This window comes from Candidatus Binataceae bacterium (assembly GCA_035308025.1).
Classification (GTDB): Bacteria; Desulfobacterota; Binatia; order Binatales; family Binataceae; genus JAJPHI01.
In genome coordinates, this window is the sequence record DATGHL010000018.1 from 75,147 (window position 1) to 94,688 (window position 19,542).

16 protein-coding genes are annotated in these 19,542 nt (G+C 61.8%); 10 read left to right on the plus strand and 6 right to left on the minus strand.

Annotation, left to right across the window (positions count from 1 at the left end; all coding sequences use genetic code 11):
- The first annotated feature begins 12 nt into the window (after positions 1 to 12).
- The 5 genes from glgA (at position 13) to VKS22_05195 (ending at position 5,181) form a co-directional block, all read left to right on the plus strand.
- On the plus strand, positions 13 to 1,464 hold the full coding sequence (glgA, locus tag VKS22_05175; protein ID HLW69994.1) for a glycogen synthase GlgA: 1,452 nt from the start codon (positions 13 to 15) through the stop codon (positions 1,462 to 1,464).
- A 17-nt stretch (positions 1,465 to 1,481) separates the two neighbouring features.
- Positions 1,482 to 2,096 (plus strand): ribonuclease H, encoded by a 615-nt coding sequence (locus VKS22_05180; GenBank protein ID HLW69995.1) that lies wholly within the window; start codon positions 1,482 to 1,484, stop codon positions 2,094 to 2,096.
- A 183-nt stretch (positions 2,097 to 2,279) separates the two neighbouring features.
- Complete coding sequence (locus VKS22_05185; protein ID HLW69996.1) at positions 2,280 to 2,522, plus strand: hypothetical protein; 243 nt, start codon at positions 2,280 to 2,282, stop codon at positions 2,520 to 2,522.
- A gap of 46 nt (positions 2,523 to 2,568) precedes the next feature.
- The gene (locus VKS22_05190) at positions 2,569 to 3,978 is read left to right on the plus strand and encodes a 3-oxoacyl-[acyl-carrier-protein] synthase III C-terminal domain-containing protein (GenBank protein ID HLW69997.1); all 1,410 of its coding nucleotides are present in this window, start codon (positions 2,569 to 2,571) and stop codon (positions 3,976 to 3,978) included.
- Positions 3,979 to 3,996: 18 nt separating this feature from the next.
- A complete protein-coding gene (locus tag VKS22_05195) occupies positions 3,997 to 5,181 on the plus strand; it encodes an acetyl-CoA acetyltransferase (GenBank protein HLW69998.1) in 1,185 nt (394 codons plus the stop codon).
- Positions 5,182 to 5,370: 189 nt separating this feature from the next.
- Here VKS22_05195 and VKS22_05200 read toward each other — a convergent pair whose 3' ends face one another.
- Together VKS22_05200 and metH are read right to left on the minus strand one after the other, a co-directional pair.
- Positions 5,371 to 6,648, minus strand: coding sequence for a glycosyltransferase family 4 protein (locus tag VKS22_05200; GenBank protein HLW69999.1), 1,278 nt, complete (start codon positions 6,646 to 6,648; stop codon positions 5,371 to 5,373).
- Between the two features lie 82 nt (positions 6,649 to 6,730).
- Complete coding sequence (metH, locus tag VKS22_05205; GenBank protein HLW70000.1) at positions 6,731 to 10,228, minus strand: methionine synthase; 3,498 nt, start codon at positions 10,226 to 10,228, stop codon at positions 6,731 to 6,733.
- Positions 10,229 to 10,483: 255 nt separating this feature from the next.
- On the opposite strand from metH, the gene VKS22_05210 reads away from it, so the two are divergent.
- The 5 genes from VKS22_05210 to VKS22_05230 all read left to right on the plus strand — a co-directional run bounded on the left by VKS22_05210 (position 10,484) and on the right by VKS22_05230 (position 16,349).
- Positions 10,484 to 11,404 (plus strand): class I SAM-dependent methyltransferase, encoded by a 921-nt coding sequence (locus VKS22_05210; GenBank protein ID HLW70001.1) that lies wholly within the window; start codon positions 10,484 to 10,486, stop codon positions 11,402 to 11,404.
- A gap of 102 nt (positions 11,405 to 11,506) precedes the next feature.
- The gene (locus VKS22_05215; GenBank protein ID HLW70002.1) at positions 11,507 to 12,394 is read left to right on the plus strand and encodes a YihY/virulence factor BrkB family protein; all 888 of its coding nucleotides are present in this window, start codon (positions 11,507 to 11,509) and stop codon (positions 12,392 to 12,394) included.
- A gap of 44 nt (positions 12,395 to 12,438) precedes the next feature.
- Positions 12,439 to 13,239, plus strand: a complete 801-nt coding sequence (locus VKS22_05220) for an SDR family oxidoreductase (protein ID HLW70003.1) — start codon at positions 12,439 to 12,441, stop codon at positions 13,237 to 13,239.
- A gap of 208 nt (positions 13,240 to 13,447) precedes the next feature.
- Positions 13,448 to 14,596, plus strand: a complete 1,149-nt coding sequence (locus VKS22_05225; GenBank protein HLW70004.1) for an amidohydrolase family protein — start codon at positions 13,448 to 13,450, stop codon at positions 14,594 to 14,596.
- A 79-nt stretch (positions 14,597 to 14,675) separates the two neighbouring features.
- Positions 14,676 to 16,349 carry an amidohydrolase family protein gene (locus tag VKS22_05230; protein HLW70005.1) on the plus strand — a complete coding sequence of 558 codons (1,674 nt, stop codon included), beginning with the start codon at positions 14,676 to 14,678 and terminating at the stop codon, positions 16,347 to 16,349.
- A 57-nt stretch (positions 16,350 to 16,406) separates the two neighbouring features.
- Here the strand turns inward: VKS22_05230 and VKS22_05235 are convergent, their stop codons facing one another.
- The 4 genes from VKS22_05235 to VKS22_05250 are packed head-to-tail and all read right to left on the minus strand — an operon-like array spanning position 16,407 to position 19,530.
- Positions 16,407 to 17,162 carry an SDR family NAD(P)-dependent oxidoreductase gene (locus VKS22_05235; GenBank protein ID HLW70006.1) on the minus strand — a complete coding sequence of 252 codons (756 nt, stop codon included), beginning with the start codon at positions 17,160 to 17,162 and terminating at the stop codon, positions 16,407 to 16,409.
- A 47-nt stretch (positions 17,163 to 17,209) separates the two neighbouring features.
- Positions 17,210 to 18,001: a CoA-transferase gene (locus VKS22_05240; protein HLW70007.1), complete on the minus strand. Its 792-nt coding sequence runs from the start codon at positions 17,999 to 18,001 to the stop codon at positions 17,210 to 17,212.
- On the minus strand, positions 17,998 to 18,645 hold the full coding sequence (locus tag VKS22_05245; protein ID HLW70008.1) for a hypothetical protein: 648 nt from the start codon (positions 18,643 to 18,645) through the stop codon (positions 17,998 to 18,000). Before VKS22_05245 ends, VKS22_05240 begins: the two co-directional genes overlap by 4 nt.
- Positions 18,646 to 18,651: 6 nt before the next feature.
- A complete protein-coding gene (locus tag VKS22_05250) occupies positions 18,652 to 19,530 on the minus strand; it encodes a CoA-transferase (GenBank protein HLW70009.1) in 879 nt (292 codons plus the stop codon).
- Positions 19,531 to 19,542: the final 12 nt, after the last annotated feature.

A 19,542-nucleotide genomic window follows, 5' to 3' on the forward strand; every position in this document is an offset into this window, starting at 1 on the left:
ATACTGACGCCCATGAAGATCGCGATCGTCGCGGCCGAGATGGGGCCGCACGCCAAGGCGGGCGGCCTCGCCGACGTGATCGGCGCGCTGCCGCAAGCCTTCAAACGCGCGGGCGCCGAACCTTGCGTGATTCTCCCGGCCTATCGATCGCTAATCGACGTAGTCAAGAGCACCGAGGCCTCGCCGTCGCGCGCGATCGACTTCGGCGGCGAGCGAGAGAGTTTCCGCGTGCTCCGCGCCGAGAGCGCTGGCGGCATACCACTCTATCTGATCGACCATCCGGGCTTCTTCGACCGCGCGGAAATCTACGGCGAAAACGGCGTGGATTACCCCGACAACGCCCGCCGCTTCGTCTTCTTCGGCCGCGCCGCCGCGACGGTCGCCGCCGATCTGGCGCCCGACGTCTTGCATACGCATGACTGGCATGCCGCGCCGGCGGCGATCGTCGCGCGGGCGGACGATGCACTGCGCGCGCGCTTCGCGAGCGTCGTCTCCGCCTTCACGATCCACAATCTCGCGTTTCAGGGCGTGTTCGAAACCTTCGATTATCCGCGGCTCGGGATCGACTGGTCCTGGTACTCGGTTGCCTGCCTTGAATTTTACGGGCAGGTGAACCTGATGAAAGGCGCGGTGGTGCTCGCCGACGGCGTCGCCACGGTGAGTCGCAGCTACGCCAACGACGTGCTCAGCGACCCGGCGATGAGTTTTGGCCTAGACGGGGTCTTGCGCGACAAAGGCGAGCGCTTCGCCGGAATCCTCAACGGCGCCGACTACGATGAATGGGATCCGGCGAAGGATGCGCTGATCGCGACGCGCTACACGCCGTCGCGGCGCGCCGGCAAGAAGGCCTGTCTTTACGATCTGCGGGAGGAGTTCAAACTGCCGCATCGAATCGACGCCCCGGTGCTCGGGATGGTCTCGCGCCTGACGCAGCAGAAGGGGGTCGATCTGCTCGCCGACGCGCTCGACGCGATCCTCGAACAGGATGTGCAGCTCGTGATGCTGGTCAACGGGGACGCCGGGCTCGAAGGATTTTTTCGCGGCGCCGCACAGCGTCACGCCGACAAGCTGCGCGTCGTCACCAGCTTCGATAACACGCTGGCCCATCGGATCCAGGCGGGCAGCAACATGTTCCTGATGCCGTCGCGTTACGAACCTTGCGGCCTCACGCAGATGTACGCGCTCAAGTACGGCACGGCGCCGATCGTCCATGCCACCGGCGGGCTCAAGGATACCGTGATCGATTTCGATCCGGCGACGGGAATGGGCAACGGCTTTACCTTCACGCGGTTCGAGCCGGACGCGCTCGCCGAGACCGTGCGGCGCGCAACCGGATGCTTTCGCCAAGCCCGCCAGTGGAAGCGCGTCATGGACAACTGCTTCAAGGCGGATTTTTCGTGGGAGCGCGCAGCGCAGGAATATCTGAAGTGGTTCGAGAGCCTGCGCCGCACGCGCTCGAACTAAGCGCGACCAGAATCAGAATGGACGCGCCGGCGCAGTTCACCGTCTACGCAGACGGCTCCTGTATCGGGAATCCCGGGCCCGGCGGGTGGGGCGTCCTGCTGATCGCACCCGACGGCGCTACCAGCGAACTTGCGGGAGCAAATCCTTCGACCACCAACAACCGGATGGAAATTACCGCGGCGCTCGAAGCGCTGCGCGAAATTCCTGCCGGCGCCGACGTTGCCCTACATAGTGACAGCCAGTATCTCGTCAAAACCATGACGCTCGGCTGGAAGCGGCGCGAAAACCTCGATCTGTGGCAACTGCTCGACGCCGAGGTCGCCAAGCGCCGAGTGAGTTGGCATTGGGTGCGCGGCCATAATGGCGATCCCGGTAACGAGCGTGCGGACGAGTTGGCGCGGAGCGCCGCCGAAGGCCGCGCACCGCGCCCGAGTGGTGCGATTGGCGCCACGGAGGTCCCAGCCAATCACGCCGTTGCACAAAGTGCGATCGCGGACAGCCTCGCTCCGCTGCTTCATCCGAATGAGTCCATCCGCCGCTGCGCAAACTGCGGCAAGGCATTCGTCGCCGCCGGCGACTCGGGCCACTGCTCGCGCGTCCCCTGCCAGCTCGCCGCCCGCCGCCCCGGTTGAGTCTCTCCCCCTTTTCTTCCCGACGTCGATTCCGCACGGCTGCTGCACCATCATCTCTTCGAATGCCATCAGGAAATGGTAATTGATCGCAAATACCATTTTATAATGGTTATTCATGAACACCGTTACTATCGACAGGGCCGTGAGGGTCGTCATTTCCAAGCTGCTCAGAGCGACGAGGCGATGCTTTTCCTGGGCAGCGTTCGTGAGCATCTCGCGCTCGTCACCCTCGATCGCGACGAGTATTTCGCGGCGCTGGTAGCCTGCTCTACGCTGGGCCTCACCGGTGGAGGAATCTACGATGGATTGCTCGGTCATTGCGCACTCAAGGCTGAGGCGAGAAGCATCTACACCTGGAACGTGAGCGATTTCCGGCGCCTCGGGCCCGCGATCGCGGCGCGCCTCAAGACCCCCCTAGGCAGCTGATCCGCCGCGAGTTGACGCGAGCCTCATCCCCGGCCTTTAATGCGGCATGGTCGGAATCGTCTCTTACGGATCATATATCCCCTACCGGCGGCTCAAGCGGGCCGCGATCGCCGCGATGCTCGGGGTGCCGGCGTCGCGCGGTGAACGCGCCGTCGCCAGCTTCGACGAGGACAGCGTCTCGATGGCGGTCGAAGCCCTGCGCGACGCCCTCAAAGGCGCGCCGCAGGCCACCATCAGCTCGCTGCTCTTCGCGACCACCACGCCGCCTTACGGAGAAAAGCTCAACGCCGCGCTGGTCGGTGCGGCGACTCAGTTGCCGGCCGAAATTCGCGCCTCCGATGTGACCGGCTCGACGCGCGCCGGCTTGACCGGATTACTGCAGGCTGGCGAAGCGGCCCAAGCGAGCGGCGGCTACGCGGCGATCGCGATGGCCGATGCGCGGCTCGGCGCTCCGGAAGGACGGGTCGAGCAGCAGAGTGGTGACGGCGGCGCGGCATTCATCCTCGGCACCCAGGAAGTCCTCGCGGAGATCGAGGCCAGCGCTTCCTTCACGCGCGAGTTCCTCGATAGTTGGCGCGCGCCAGGCGAGCGTTTCGCGCATTCGTGGGAAGAGCGTTTCGCGCTGACCCAGGCTTATGCGCCATTGCTCCAAAAGGTGGTCTCGACGGTGCTCGAGAAGGCGGGCGTGCAGCCGGGCGATCTCGCGCGCATCATTCTCGACGCGCCGAACCCGCGCGCCGTCGACGAGTTCACTCGGGCCGCCAAGCTCGATCCGGCCAAAGTCGCCGATTCCCTGGCGGTAACCGTCGGGCAGACCGGCGCCGCGCACGTCGGCCTGATGCTGACCGCGGCCTTGGCTTCTTGCAAACCTGGCGACCGGATTCTGATCGCCGGCGTGGCCGACGGCGCCGACGCCGCCGTGATACGCGTTACGCCGGCGGCGGCGGCGTTTCGCCCAGTGCACTCGCTTGGCCGGATGATCGAATCCAAGGGCGACGTAAGCTATGCGAGCTATCTCAAATGGCGCGAGATTCTGCCGACGGAGCCGCCGCGCCGCCCCGACCCTGACCGCCCAGCCGGCCCGCCGATGCTGCGCTCGAACAAATGGAAATACGGCCTCGTCGGCAGCCGCTGCACCGCCTGCGGCACCCCGCAACTGCCCCCACAACGGGTCTGTGTTAAGTGCCGCGCGCTCGATAAGATGGAGCCATACGGATTCGCCGACCGCGTCGGACGAATCGCCACTTATGCGTTCGACCGGCTGGCCTACTCACTCAATCCGCCGGTGATGAACGTGGTGGTGGATTTCGATGGTGGGGGGCGATTTCTATGTGAGATGACCGACTGCGAGCCCGACAAGATCGCGATCGGCGATGAGGTCGAGATGACGTTCCGGCTGCTCTTTACCGCCGACGGCATCCACAACTATTTTTGGAAGGCGCGCCCCAAGCGCTAACCCTCAGGAGGAGGCTACATGGGAAGCCACGGAATCAAAGATCGCGTCGCCATCATCGGGATGGGCTGCACGAAGTTCGGCGAGCACTGGGACAGGAGCGCCGAGGATCTGATGATCGAAGCAGCCTACTCCGCCTACGAGTCCGCCGGTGTCACTCCCGACGATGTCGACGCCTACTGGCTGGGCACGATGGGCTCCGGCGTTTCGGGCCTGACTCTGAGCGAGCCGCTCAAAATTCAATATAAGCCGGTCAGCCGGGTCGAGAATATGTGCGCGACGGGCTCGGAGTCGCTGCGTCAGGCCGCCTATGCGGTAGCGTCGGGTGCCTTCGACTGCGTGATGGCGATCGGGGTCGAGAAGCTCAAGGACTCGGGCTTTTCGGGTCTGGTGATGACCAATCCGCCGAATGACGGCACGCCGGCGAGCATGACGCCGCCCGCGCTGTTTTCGCTGCTTGCCCCGGCCTACTTCAAGAAATACGGCCTCGATCCGGAAAAGGGCCGCGACGTGCTCGCGCGGATTGCGTGGAAGAATCACAAGAATGGCGCGAAGAACCCGAAGGCGCAGTTCCAGAAAGAGGTCTCGATGGAGGCCATCAAGAACTCCGCCAAAATCGCCGACCCGCTCTGCGTGATGGATTGCTCGGGCGTCTCCGACGGCTCGGCGGCAGCGATTGTGGTGCGCGCCGAAGATGCGCACAAATACTGCAAGAATCCGCTCTACATCAAGGCGTTATCATTCGTTGCTGGACCGGCCGAGGGGCCAATCTCGCAGGAATACGACTTCACGACCTTCCCTGAGGTGGTCGCGACCGCTCGCGACGCCTACGCCCAGGCCGGAATCACCAACCCGCGCGAGCAGATCAGCTTGGCCGAGGTGCATGACTGCTTCACGCCGACCGAGCTCGTGCTCTACGAAGATCTCGGCTTCAGCCCGCGCGGTACGGCCTGGCAGGACGTGCTCGAAGGCTTCTTCGATCTCGAAGGTAAGCTGCCGGTGAATTCCGACGGCGGACTCAAATCGTTCGGCCATCCGATCGGTGCGTCTGGCCTGCGCATGATGTACGAGATGTGGTTGCAGCTACGCGGCGAGGCCGGTCAGCGCCAGATCAATCATCCGAAGCTTGGGCTGACCCACAACCTCGGCGGACAGCCGGGCCGTTGCGTCAGCTTTGTCTCGGTGGTGGGCAGCCAGCTCGGCTGAGTCTATCGGATCGGATCGCGTTTCAGCGGGAGGCGAGTCACGACTCGCCTCCCGTTTTTTCTCTTGTCTATAATAATTGGTCGCGGATCAAACCAGCGCTGCGATGCGTTGATGCTCCTCCGAGGCGGCAGAAAATTTGACGAATTTCATTTCAGACGGCGAACCCATCGAACCGGCGACGTGAGCTTGTCAATGCATTTGCTCGGACGCTTCAGGATGCCCGGTGATTTCGGTCAGGATCGAGAGCACGCGATCGGCCTTCGAGTTCCAATCGAGATTGTCTTTGCGCACACGCAGCTTCCCGCCTTCGCCAAGCGACTTGCGCAGTTCCGGTGACCGAACGAGTCGCACCATGGCTTTGGCGAGGCCATCGACAAATCCCTCCTTCGAGTTGGGGTCAACAAGGACGCCGCAGCTCAGATCGACGTAATCCGCGGGACCGCCCCAGTTCGTCGCGATCACAGGTTTGCCAAGTGCCATCGCTTCCAGGACCGCTGCACCGCCACACTCGCGCAGCGACGGCATGACAAATACATCGCTTTCGCGGACAATGCGCGCCGCCATCGCGCGGCTGACCCAGCCATGCAAGCGAACCGCGTCGGCGAGTCCGTATTTGGCAATCATGGCTTTCACGTCTCCTTCGAGCTCACCCCCGCCTATCAGATCGAGCCGGCATGATGGCTCCTGTGCCAGGGCCTTGGCGAATGCCGGTACAAGATATTGGACGCCCTTCCAGTCGACGAAACGTCCGGAGAACGCAAAGTGCAAACTGCCATCTGGCCGGCTTGGCGCCGAGTCTTCGGGTTTCCATAGATCGAGATCGACGCCGCTCTCAAACAAACGGATGACTCGACCACGGTATCCTGCGGGGAGTGCCTTCACCGTGAGCGCGTTCGCAGCGAGCAGCACCGCCGCTTTGAGCTTGCCAGGCACTAGCCGATTAGCGAGCTGCGAGGCATAGCGGCCTAGCATCATCGCGCTGCGCGTGATGAACGAATCAAGATCCGCGAACGCGGGCGGAAAATTCATACCGCCGCACAAGGGGCCAATTACGACGGGCACCCCCACATCGTACATGAAACTAAGGCCCTTAGGCGTGATCGGCGCCGGTTCGAGCACCACATCAATCCTACCGAGGCGTGCAAGTTCGATCGCGATCTCGCGGATTCTACGCTGCGTTGAGAGGTGGATGGCCTGGCCGACGAACATGTCGCGGATTCGGTAAGGGAGAGCGCTGCTATAGCGAAATGCATTCTTTTGTACTTGTGTGTCGCGCACGAGCCGGATGCGCGCCGCCATCTCGGGAAAGGTCGTGTGCAACTCGGTCCCGACCCGCTCATGACAAGCCAGCCAGACTTCGGCACCGCGCTGCGAAAACAGTTTCGCATAATAAAATGGGATGGCGGACTCCCCTCCTATCTCCATCGAGATGTTCTCCGACACGATCAAGACGCGAATGGGCGCCATCGGAACAGCTCCAAGTTATTAGAATCGATTAGGCCGCCCCCGCTGATGACGCGCACCGAAAGATGCGCACCGGTCTGCCCGCCTAGTCCTTCAGCTCGGCTTCGAGCCGTTCGATATCAGCCGGCGAAAGGCTGAAGTACTTCGTCATTGGGTTGTGAAACACCATCGCGCTGACCGAGCTCTCGGGATCCATCATAAAGCCCTCGGTCAGGTGCAGTCCGAGTTCGTTTTGCTCGAGTTCGAGCAGCCGGAAAAGCTGCGCCTGATCCTCGAGACGCGGGCAGGCGGGATAGCCAAAGGAGTAACGCTTGCCGTGATAGTGCGCCTGAAACAGATCCTTGTGGGTGATTCCGGGCGGATCGGCAAAACCCCACATCGCGCGAATCTTCTGATGGAGCAGCTCGGCGAAGGCCTCGGCGCCTTCGAGCGCGAGGATCTGTAAGATGTGCGAGCGCAAGTATTCGCCCTTGTCCTTCCATTCGTCGGCCAGCGCACGCACCCCCTCGCCGATCGTCGTGACGAACAGACATAGATAGTCGGTGCGGCCGGACGCGGCCGGCGCGACATAATCCGCGAGGCAGAGGCCCGGCTCATCCGATTGGCGGCCGAAGCGAAACGTTTCGAGGACGCGTTTGCCGTCGACGGTATGAAAGGCGATCGCACAATCACCGTCAGAGGTCACCGGGAAGAAGCGATAGGCCGCGCGCGCGCTGATGTCGTGGCGCGCGAAAATTTCCTCTTCGACGGCATCCACCGCGGCGCGCAGTTCGACCGCCTTGCGCTCACCGGCAGCCAGCGCCGCCTCGAAATTCTTGAAGCCCAGATGGCGCGTATAGAGCATCACCGGATTGATGTAACGGAAAATCTCTTCGAGGCTGTAATTCCGAATCAAGTGGAGCTTGAGATCGGGAGGCTCGGGAATCGGCCCCTCGTAGATCACGCCCGGTCCGCGACGCACCGGCTCAGGCTTGCGATTGTCGGTTTTGCGCGCGGCGTCGAGCAGCTTACGCGTCTGTTCCTCGAGCGACGCCATCAGCGCCTCGCGCCGCTGCGGGTCGACAATTTGATGAGCGAGGTCCAGACCAGCCATCGCATCGTTGGCGTAGGCCACGACGCCGTCGTACTCGGGCGCGATCTTCATCCGCACAAAGCGATTCGAGAGCGCCGCCCCGCCCACGAGAATCGGGCAACGGATGCCTGCAGTCTTGAGGTCCTGCGCCGTCGCCACCATCATCTGCGCCGACTTCACCAGCAGCCCGGACAGCCCCAGCGCGTCGGGCTGATGCGCCTGGTAAGCTTTGATCAATTCCTCGGGCGGCACCTTGATGCCGAGATTGATGATCCGATAGCCGTTGTTGGTCAGGATTATATCGACCAGGTTCTTGCCGATATCGTGCACGTCGCCTTTGACCGTCGCCAGCACGATCGTGCCCTTGCCGAGGCTGTCGCTCTTCTCCATCAGCGGTTCGAGATGCGCGACTGCGGCCTTCATCGCCTCGGCGGACTGCAACACCTCGGCGACGATCATCTGATTCGCATTGAAGAGGCGGCCGACCTCGTCCATTCCTTTCATCAGCGGACCGTTGATAATTTCGAGCGGTTTGCGAGCAGCCAGCGCCTCGTCGAGATCGTCGGCCAGCCCCTCTTTTGAGCCTTCGAGAATGTAGAGCGCGAGCCGCTCGTCGAGCGGCAGCGCCTTGCGCTCTTCGCGCGTGGGCTTGGCTTTCTTCTCGCGGAAGTAGGCGGCGAACTTCGCGATCGGATCATCGCCGCGCCACCAGATCAGGTCTTCGGCGAGCGCGCGCTCTTCCTCCGGAATCGAAGGATAACGTTCGAGCTTCTCCGAGTTGACGATCGCGAGGTCGAGCCCGGCCTGCACGCAGTGATAGAGCATCACGGAGTTGAGGACTTCGCGGCCCGCCTCCGGCAATCCAAACGAAACGTTCGAGATGCCGAGAATAGTCTTGCAGCGCGGCAGCGCGGCCTTGACCATGCGGATACCTTCGATAGTCTCGACCGCAGAGCCGATATAGTTGGTGTCGCCGGTGCCAATGGGAAAGACCAGCAGGTCGAAAAAGATGTCCTCGGGCGCGACGCCGTAGTTTTCCGTGAGCAGTCGAAACGAGCGCTGCGCGATTTCAAGCTTGCGGGCGCGCGTGACCGCCTGGGCCTGCTGCTTGTCCTCGTCGATACAGCCGACGACCAGCGCGGCGCCATAGCGGCGCGCCAGCGGAATCACGCGCTGGAAGCGCTCTTCGCCATCTTCCAGATTGATCGAATTGATCAGCGACTTGCCGGGCGCGCGCTTGAGCGCCTCCTCGATCACCCGGGCATCGGTCGTATCGATCATCAGCGGGGCCTTGACCTTCTTGACCAGGGTCTCAAGAAAGGCCTTGACGTCGCCGCTCTCGTCGCGATCGGGATCCTGCAGGCAGACGTCGAGAATATGCGCGCCGCGGCGCACCTGCAGCCGTCCGACCTCGGCCGCTTCCTCGATCTTGCCCTGCGCGATCAGCCGCTTGAACTTGCGGCTGCCGAGCACGTTGGTGCGTTCGCCGACGATTACCGGCCGTGTGCTCTCATCGATCACCAAGGTCTCGATCCCCGAGACGACGCTGCGTTCGAGCCGCACAAGCGTGCGCCGCTTCTGCCCGACCGCCATCGCGCGCAGCGCCTGAATATGGGCCGGCGTCGTCCCGCAACATCCGCCGATCAGATTGACCCAGCCCGCGGCGGCGAAGCGCTCGAGCTTGCGCGTCAAGACCTCGGGCGTTTCGTTGTAGCGCATCTCTTCGTCGGGCAGCCCGGCATTCGGTACGCAGGCGACCGGAAAACGGCTGATTTCTGACAACGTGCGCAGATGGTCGGTCATGAAGTCCGGCCCGGTCGCGCAATTGAGCCCGATCCACATGAGATCGTGCTGGCAGATCGAGGTGTAGAAGGCCTCTATATCCTGGCCCGCGAGCAGGGTCCCCATCGTTTCGACTGTGCCTGAAATCGCGACGCCGACTTTCGCGCCCAGCGCCGCCATCGCGCGCTCGATTCCAAAGAGGCCAGCCTTGCAATTCAGCGTATCCATCACAGTCTCGAGCAGCAGCAGATCGACGCCCCCCTCGATCAACCCCTCCGCCTGCTCCTGATAGGCCGCGGCAACCTGATCGAAATCGACGCCGCCCGTAACCGAGATACTGGCCGTGGTCGGACCCATCGAGCCGGCCACGAAGCGCGGACGTGCCGACGTAGCGGCAGCGTCGGCCTCCCCGCGGGCGAGCTGCGCCGCGACCCGATTGATCTCGCGCACGTCACCTTCGAGGCCATAGTGCGCGAGCGCGATCGAAGTCGCGCCGAAGCTGTTGGTCTCGATAATGTCCGCGCCCGCCGCGAGGAAGCTGCGATGAAGTTCGCGGATCTTGTCGGGCCGCGTGCGCACTAGGTTTTCGTTGCATCCTTCGAGTTTCGCGCCCCCGAAGTCGTCCGCCGACAGCTGCATATCCTGGATCGAGGTGCCAGTCGCGCCGTCAAGCACGACTATCCTTTCGGCAATCAGCGCGCGCAGATGTTCGAGTCGTTCGTTGTTCATGTCGAAGAAAGAAAGCGCCAACGCAGTGGATTCATTACAGTATACGAGCCTCCGCGGTGTCGCAATTTTGAATCGGACGCCGCGTTCTGCGCTCGGTTTAAAGATTGACGCAACAAATGTGGCAGCGATATATCTAGTTACTAGACGCTAAGCGAAAGCTCAGCCTTGGTCCTTCGCATTAACTATCCAAGTGAGCGTCGTTCGACTTAAATTCCATCATTTGATGTAAATTCCATCATCTTGCTGAGAAAGCATATGAATAGTAGCAACATCGGGAATATTGAAGATTATACCTTGGCTGGCGAGGATATGGCCAGCTACGACGCCGAATACACTCCCGAATTGTTCGAACATCATCTACGCAATCTCAAAGAACATTTTTGGTACTTGGGCCGCAGTCGATTTATCTTGCGGGCTTTTGAGCGCGAAAGCGCGGCGCTGTGGGGCGCGCGCCGCGGACTTCATGCGATCGATCTTGGTGGCGGCTCGGGCGGTTGGGTCCGCTATCTTTATGAGCGACATTCCGATCGCTTCGAGAGGCTGGCCCTGGCAGATTCATCGCCCAAGGTGCTTGAACTCGCCAACGCGGTGATTCCACCCGGCGTGGAGCGCATCCAGATCGATCTTAACCATCTGCCTTGGCAGAATCTTTGGGATGTGGTTTTCCTGTTCGACGTGCTCGAGCATATCGAAGATGACGTTGGCGCGCTGCAGCAAGTTTACAAGATAATGCGCCCCGGCGGTCTGTTATTCATCACTTTGCCCGCGCTGCGCTTCTTTTGGAGCATGAACGATGTAGTTGCTCACCATTATCGCCGATACTCTCGCGCTGATCTGGAGAGACTGGCCCAACAAACTGGCCTCGAGCTGCGCACTTCGCGCTACTTCATGTTTTTCCTCAGTCCTTTATTTTGGCTGAGCCGCTTACGGATGCCCGATCCCAATCGCATGACCCTCAAGCAGATTGACGAGTACAAAAGAAAGGCCACGCATCAGCTGCCGCCCCGACCGGTCAATGATCTGCTCAAGGCGGTCTTCGCCGCCGAGACTCCGCTGGGCCATTGGCTGCCCTTCCCCTGGGGCACCTCGGTCCTCGGCGTTTTCCGCAAGCCGCTGCAAACCAGCCGGACACCGCCCAAAATCCGACGCTTTGAAATCCGTACGCGCTTCCGATAACCAAGACGGTCGGGGGACGCGAAATGGAAGCTCGATCGTCGGGCGCGCGCAGAATCGACAGTTAGGCGCGAACGCGCGGGCAAGGGCCAGGAAAACACCTCGATGTTGTCGCGCACGCGAGATTTTCTGCAACAGGTCTTCGGCGACTTTTCGCAGGACGAGTGTTCCTCGATGGCCGCCGCGCTCGCCTATACCACGCTCTTTGCTCTGCCCTCGATGCTTCTGATCATCATCTATGTCGCCGGACTGGTACTCGGCCCGCGCGCCGCCAGCGGCGAAATCGAATCACGCTTGAGCGGCGCGATGGGCATGCAAGCCGCGGCCGAAATCCAGCAGATGGTGGCCAACATCGCGCGCAATCGGACCGGCGGAATTATCGCGACACTCGCGGGAACCGCGGGTTTGATCCTTTCCGCCACCGGACTGCTCGTACAGCTGCAGACTTGCCTCAATCGCGCGTGGAAGGTGACCGCGGTTGGCGGCGGATTCAAGACCTTCGTGATGCGACGGCTGCGTTCGGGATTGCTCCTGGGTGGCGCCGGCCTGATGGCGATTATCTCGGTGACTGCCAGCTCGATCATCTCGGGTGTAACCAAAATGCTGCCCTTCGCGTCGCTGGTACAGGTCGGCGAGCTCGCTACCTCTCTGCTCATTTTCGTCGTTGTCTTCGCCGGCATTCTCAAGGTCATGCCCGACGTCAAGTTGCGCTGGGGCGATGTCTGGGTTGGCGGCCTGTTTATCGCGGCGTTGTTCGTGGGCGGCAAGTTCCTGATCGGTCTGTATCTGGGCCGTGCCGGCAAGACCAGCATCTACGGCGCCGCCGGCTCGTTGGCGATCATTCTGCTGTGGACCTATTACTCATTTCTGATTTTTCTGCTGGGGGTCGAGTTCACCCAGGTCTGGGTAAGGCGCGACGGCCGCGAGATCGTCCCGAAAGATGGCGCCGTGCTGACGACGGCTCGGTACCGGCTGGAGCAGGCCAATCCTTAACGTCGCCGCGATAAGCGCTTCGCGCAACTGGCAGGAGGAGATTTATGGACTTTAGCGGAAAGGCCGGACTGGTGACGGGCGCAGGTTCCGGGATCGGACGGGCTACAGCGATCGGCTTTGCGCGGCGCGGCGGCGCGATCGCCGTCGTCGACATCAATGGAGTCAACGCCGAAAAGGTCGCCAACGAGATCACCACGGCCGGCGGCCGCGCGATCGCGATCGTTGCCGACGTCACGCGCGCGGCGGACCTCGACGTGATGATCAGTCAGACCGTCAAGAGCTTCGGGCGGCTCGATTTCGTGCACAACAACGCCTTCGGGATGCCGCCGGTTCAAAGCAACAGCGCCCTCGTCGCACGAACCGCCGACGTCAGCGACGGAGTCTGGAACCGGATGATCGCGGTCGGGCTGACCGCGGTCTTCCAGGGGATGAAGCGTGCAATTCCGGTAATGCGCAAGCAGGGCGGCGGCGCCATCGTGAATACCGCTTCGATTTCGGGTCAACGCGGCGATTACGGAATCGTCGCCTACAATGCCGCGAAGGCCGGCGTGATCAATCTCACGCGGGTCGCCGCGATCGAGTATGCCGCCCAGGGCGTCCGCGTAAATTGTGTTTGCCCAGGGGCGATCGATACTCCCCTGCTGGCCGACGCTCTGACGGTTCCCGCCGCACGCGCGAAGTTTAACGAAGTAATTCCGATCGGGCGGCTCGGTCGACCCGAAGAAATCGCGAATGTTGTACTTTTTCTCGGTTCCGACCTGGCTTCGTTCGTAACCGGCGCCGCCTTCGTCGCCGACGGCGGTCAGACCGCCAAGACCGGCAGCCCCTCGTTCCTGCCCGAGTGATTGCGGGGTACCGAGCACAACGGCAGCCTTGCTCCGAGCGGATTAAGATGCGATATAGACATTAGCCTGCTACGTCCCTCGTATAAGGAGGCGTCTGGATCGTGACCGCGCCTGGCACGACAGAGTCTGCACGACGCCCTTGACAAACGATTACCGGGCGGAGCGGTAGCTACCGAAGGCATCCTAGCCTCAAAAGGAAGGTGAGCCGATGACGACACAACACATTATCTCCGCCGACTCGCACATGATGGAACCCGCCGACCTTTGGGTCGAGCGACTGGACTCGAAGTGGCGCGACGTCGCACCCCGGGTGGTCAAGAAAGACGAAAAGTCCGGTTACGTCTTTGTCGCCCCGGGCGTAGCTTCATTTCCGGTGGCGGGCGGCTTTGCCGCCGGCCGCAGTGGTGACGACCTGAAAGATTTTTTGAAGCGCGGCGCCGACCAGGGCTATATTACGGCGCGGCCCAGCGGATGGGACCCGGTCGAGCGGCTCAAGGATCAGGATATTGATGGAGTCGAGGCCGAGGTCCTTTACACCACGCTCGGCATGACGCTTTTCGGCCTCCACGACGCCGATTTGCAACGCGCCTGCTTTCGCGCCTACAACGACTGGCTGGCTGAGTTCTGTTCGCACAGCCCGAATCGCTTGATCGGCGCTGCGCTGATTTCGCTCGAAGACCTCGGCCATGGCGTCGCTGAACTGCAGCGCGCGGCTAAAATCGGTCTGCGTGGCGCGATGATCTGGGGGGCACCCCCGCGCGAACGGCCCTACACCTCGCGCGAGTATGATCCATTTTGGGCGGCGGCGCAGGATCTCCAGATGCCGCTGTCATTGCACGTGATCACCGGCAAGAAGCCGCCCAAGGCGGAGGAAGAGCGCAAGAAGGTTCGCGAGACCCGCGACCCCTCATTCGTGCGCGGCTACATGAATCTGATTCACGAGGTCCAGCGCTCGCTCACCGACATCATCTTCAGCGGTGTGATGATGCGTTTCCCGAAAATCCGCATCGTCTCTGCCGAAAACGACACCGGCTGGATCGCCCACTACATGTACCGAATGGATCACGCCTTTGAGAAATTCGGCGCGCTGATGCATGAGCCGCTCGACATGAAGCCGAGCGAGTACGTCCGGCGCAATATGTGGGCGACGTTCCAGGACGATCCGATCGGCCCGATGCTCTTCAAGTTCTTCGGCGGCGACAACTTCATGTGGGCGTCGGATTTTCCGCATACCGACTCGACCTGGCCGAACTCGCGCAAGGTTATCGCGCAGAGTTTCGAGGGCGTGCCCGAAGACGTGACCCGCAAGATCATCTGCGACAACGCAGCGCGGCTGTATCACATCAATCTGAATTGAACGCCTGGCGGAGTTGTATTTTTTTGGACGCTCGCAGGGAAAAGCGAAGCTCATCCGATATCACTTTGGAGGAATTGGAATGGCTTACGATCTTCTGATCAAAAATGGCACGATCGTCGATGGTACCGGCGCACCGCGCTATCGCGCTGATATCGCGATAGCCGGTGATCGCATCGCCGAAATCGGCAAAATCAACGAGGGCGCCAAGCGCATAATCGACGCCTCGGACCTGATCGTCTCACCGGGCTTCGTCGATCCACATACGCATTACGACGCGCAGATCTGCTGGGATCCACTCTTGAGCTGCACCTCGTGGCATGGGATTACCTCGGTCGTGATGGGCAACTGCGGGGTCGGCATAGCACCCTGCAAGCCCGAGTCGCGCGAAATTGCCGCGTGGGACCTCACGAACGTCGAGGCCATTCCCTTCGACTCGCTCAACAAGGGCGTAACCTGGGATTGGGAAACCTTCCCGCAGTTTCTCGACGCCGCGCAAGCTCGCGGTGCAGCAATCAACCTCGGCTTTCTCGCTCCGCTCACCCCGTTTCGCCATTACGTGATGGGTGTCGAGTCGATGGACCGGGCGGCGACGCCTGAAGAAACCACCCGGATTGCTGCGCTGCTTGACGAGGCGATGAGCGCAGGTGCCCTTGGCATCTCGACGACGACGCTCAAACAGCATATCGGCTTCAAGGGCCAGCCACTGGCCTGCCGGCTCGCTAGTCGCGATGAACTAAAGGCTTACGCCAACGTCCTGAAGAGTCAGGGTAAGGGCTCGATCGAAGTCGCGCTAACCAAGAAGATCGCCGTAGTGCAGGACGACGAGTACGAACTGCTCGATCTGCTGCTCACGGAGAGCGGACGCCCCGTCACCTGGCTCGCGATGGCCTCGACGCCGCGCCATCCGGAGCGCGCGCTCGAGACGCTCGATCGCGTCGGGCCGCTGATCAAGCGCGGCGGCATCCCGCAAATCCTGTGCAAGCCCTTCGTCTCGCAGTTGGACCTGCGCAATCCCTTCACCTTCGCCGATAACGAAGTTTGGAATCGCGTCTTCAATCAACCGGTCGAGGTGCAAAAGCAAATCTACTCCGATCCTGCTTTCCGCCTGCAATTCCGCGACAGCCTGAAACGGCCGCATCTGTTTACCGGCCGGTGGCATCGCGTCGAGATCCTCGAAATCGCCAATCCGGCGCTCAAGCAGCTCGAAGGCAAGAACGTTCAGGAAGTCGCCGAGATGCGAGGTGCCGATCCGCTCGACACGTTCCTCGACCTCGCGCTCGAGGACAATCTCAACATCCAGTACACGATGCAGCAGTATCACGAGGACGGCATTGCGCAGCTAATCAGCGACCCGCGCACAATGATCGGTCTGTCCGACGGCGGCGCGCACGTCGATATGCTGTGCGACGCGGGTTACGCCACCTACCTGCTGGGCAACTGGGTACGTAAGCGCGAGGCAGTGACGCTCGAGTTCGCCGTAAAGCGCATCACCTCAGAACCGGCCAACTTCTTCGGCATCCGCGAGCGCGGTCAGTTAAAGACCGGGTGGAAGGCGGACGTCGCCGTTTTCGACTTCAACACGGTCAACTCCGCGCGGCGCGCGACGATGCAAAACGATCTGCCCGGCGGCGGGCGGCGTCTGGTGATGCCCGCGGAGGGAATCGAGTACACGGTCGTCAATGGCAAGGTGTCGTACGAGCACGGCCGGCAGAGCGGGGCGCTCGCGGGAGAGGTTATTCGCTCCGTGGCGTAGTCGCCAACCCGCAGGTATCTAATGCAGGCCGGGCCTTTTGAGGCCCGGCTTTTTTTCTCAGGTTACAGTCCAGCCGCCGTCGATGATGAAAGGGGCGCCGGTCGCAAACGACGCGTCATCGCTGGCGAGGAAAAGTGCGACCTTGGCGATCTCTTCCGGCTTCGCCATCCGCTCGAGCACCGAAATCCGCTTGATTGCAGCCTGGTTGGGAAGGACACCGGCGCGGATGCGCTCGGCCATCGGCGTCTCGATCGCGCCCGGACAGATTGCATTGACGCGAATGTTGTAACGTCCGTATTCAAGCGCGGCGACGCGCGTCAGCGCGATCACTCCGGCCTTGGCCGCTGAATATCCTGCACCACCCTTGACGGCGACCAGGCCCGCGATCGAGGCAGTGTTGATGATCGAACCGCTGCGCGCTTTCATCATGTGCGGCAGCGCGTACTTCATCCCCAAAAAAACGCCGCGCAGATTGATCGCGATCACGCGGTCGAACTGCTCCTCGGTCATATTCGAGAGAAAAGCGGAATCGCCCTCGATGCCGGCGTTGTTGTAGAGGATGTCGAGCGCGCCGAATTTCGCGACCGCTTCATCGACCATGCGTTTGACGTCCGGGCCTTTCGAGACGTCGGTGCGAATCGCGAGCGCGGCGCCGCCTTGCTTGGTGATTTCGGCCACCGTCTCTTTCACCGAGGCTTCGTTGATATCCGAGGCGGCGACTTTCGCGCCCTCGGCGGCGAAGAGCAGCGCCGCGGTCTTTCCCATCCCGGAACCCGCACCGGTTATGATTGCGACCTTATTGGCAAGTCTCATTCGTTTCCTCCTGCAAGAGTTTACAATTTTTCGCCGCGATCGCGATGCTACTCGCGGCGCAGTCGACCTTCGCGATCGACGCGAGTACGCAGCACGTGCAATTCCTCCGCGTTCGGTGGAGTTGTCTCGGGCACGGATTCCGGAATTACCATCTCAAAGCCGGTCGCGCGCTTTACCGCTTCAACTGTGACGCGTGGATGCAACGACTTAAGCCGCATCCGGCGCGAGTCGTCCGCAAAGTCCATCACGCAGAGTGGCGTCACGCATAGTTTCGGACCGCCGCCTGGAATACCCATTTTGATGCGCGCGTCAGCGCCACCTGCGCCCCAGCCGTAAGCACTGATATAGTCGCACTTCTCGACGAGTACGCGCGGGTTATGATTATTGAGGACTATGTAATAACGGCCGACGTGAGTGCTGAGGGTCGGGGTGCCGACCGAACCCGGTCCACGGAACTTGAGCCGCCGGTGGTCCTGGCCGATTCCGATCAGGTTAGTATTGCCATAGGCGTCAACCTGAACGCCACCGATAAAGAAAACGTGATTCGACCAATCCTTGACGCGATCGAAGCGATGGCCGGTATCGCTGTAGGACTCGGCCCAGCGCACGACGCGGCGATCCCAGCCATAGGCCGGCATCGGAACGGTTTCGAGATGCGCGACATTCATGCGCGCGCCGAGAAACACGAGTTCCATGTTCGGCCCGTGCATCAGGTGCGCCAGCCGGACGGCGGCTTCGGGCACCGGCGAGGCGACGCCGACGCGCAGCGTTTCGCCATCGTTGAGTTCGCGCGCCAAAAAGACCGCCATCAACTCTGCGATCGAATATGCTTCGCTCATAGCCGCCTCGCGGCCTCACTCAAGCAAACGTGCTCGGCCCTCGATGAGAGGGTTGTCGTTTTGCCGCCGATCTCAGCAGCAAATTGAGCGGCGAACCGCTTCGGATAGCGTCTGCTGAAAATGAAGCCAAACATCATAGCGATCCCCGGAACAATCAACCCAAGCATTAGAGTATGCCCGACGTCGAGCGAGATAGCCCCGAGCGTCGCGCAGGCCGTGAAAATAATCGCCCACACCTGAGTCATCCGCACATTCATGTGTTGAAAGACCGGAGTCTCCCAAACTTCGTGAGGCGCGCGCTCGCGCGCGTACTGCAACGTGAAGGGAAAGCCCAGTATCAGGGTAGCCCAAGCCACTGCGGCAAAGATGCCCCATACCATCAGAAGATGGTAGTGGGTGATAAAGCGCGCTCCGCCGGCCAGCACGACCAGCACCACGCCCCCGAAATATACAAGTGAAGTACAGTCCATCGTCTTTACGGCGCCGCGTCGATACTGCATCGCGATGATCCCCGCGGCGAGCGCGAAGCAGATCAACCCGGCCCTAAGTAGTTGCCCCTCTTCGGCGAGGACGCCGTAAACCGCCCATAGGACAATCCCCAGGTTCGACCATACTCCGGCGTTGCCTGACACAGCCTTGCTCATGATCGATCAATACTCGTGGAGCGTAAGCAGCCGCTTGATGCCGATTCTTTCGAGATAGTCGCCATGCGTTGCCGGTTCCCGGCAATAGCGGTCCAGGTAATGTTCGAGCGCTTGCGCGTCGCCGCGAGCGGCGGTCGCCGCCGCATCGTTATACTCGCGCAGATGGTCGTTGTCCTGGACATAATAGCCGCGCGAATAGAAGGGATGCGCGCCAAAGGGTGCGCGCACGATGCCGTCGGCCGCAGCTATCGTCGTCTTCCACGGGTCGGCGCGAACTTCCTCGTTGGAGATAACCTTTTCGACCTGGACGAGCGAGCGGTCCGCCGCGCGATACATGAAGAGATCGATCCAGCCCGGACCGCCGATATGTTGCACATTGCCATAGGCATCGGCATGCGCCGCGTGCAGGAGCGCGACGTCCGGCTTGATCGGCGGAACGGCAATCAGGGTTTCGCCGCGAATCGGATCCTGAAAGATTTTCAGGTTCGGATTTACCTCAGGCAGCGAGGTTCCGACGCCACCGCGCCACGGTAGAAAGGGCAGCGACTGCGCCGCCGCCTGCAGACCTGCGCAGAGGATTCCCTCCTCGCATTCCCAGACCTCGATCGCGCCGCGCTCGGCCGCGTGTCGAAAGGCCGGCGTCACCGGATTGCCGAATCCGCCGCCCGCGTAATAGCTGACTACCTTGCGCACGCATCCCGCAGCTATCAGCAGGTCGAGCGAAAAGCCCGCGTCCACCACCGTCAGGTCCCGCACGCCGCGGCGAATGACGCTCCGCACCAACGCCATCGGCGTAGGCTGGCCGATCGCGATCGTCATCCCGCTCTCGATCCAGTTGGCGGCGTCAGCTTCTTCGATGATCCGCTCGCGTCGTTGACTATTCATACGGCCTTCCGC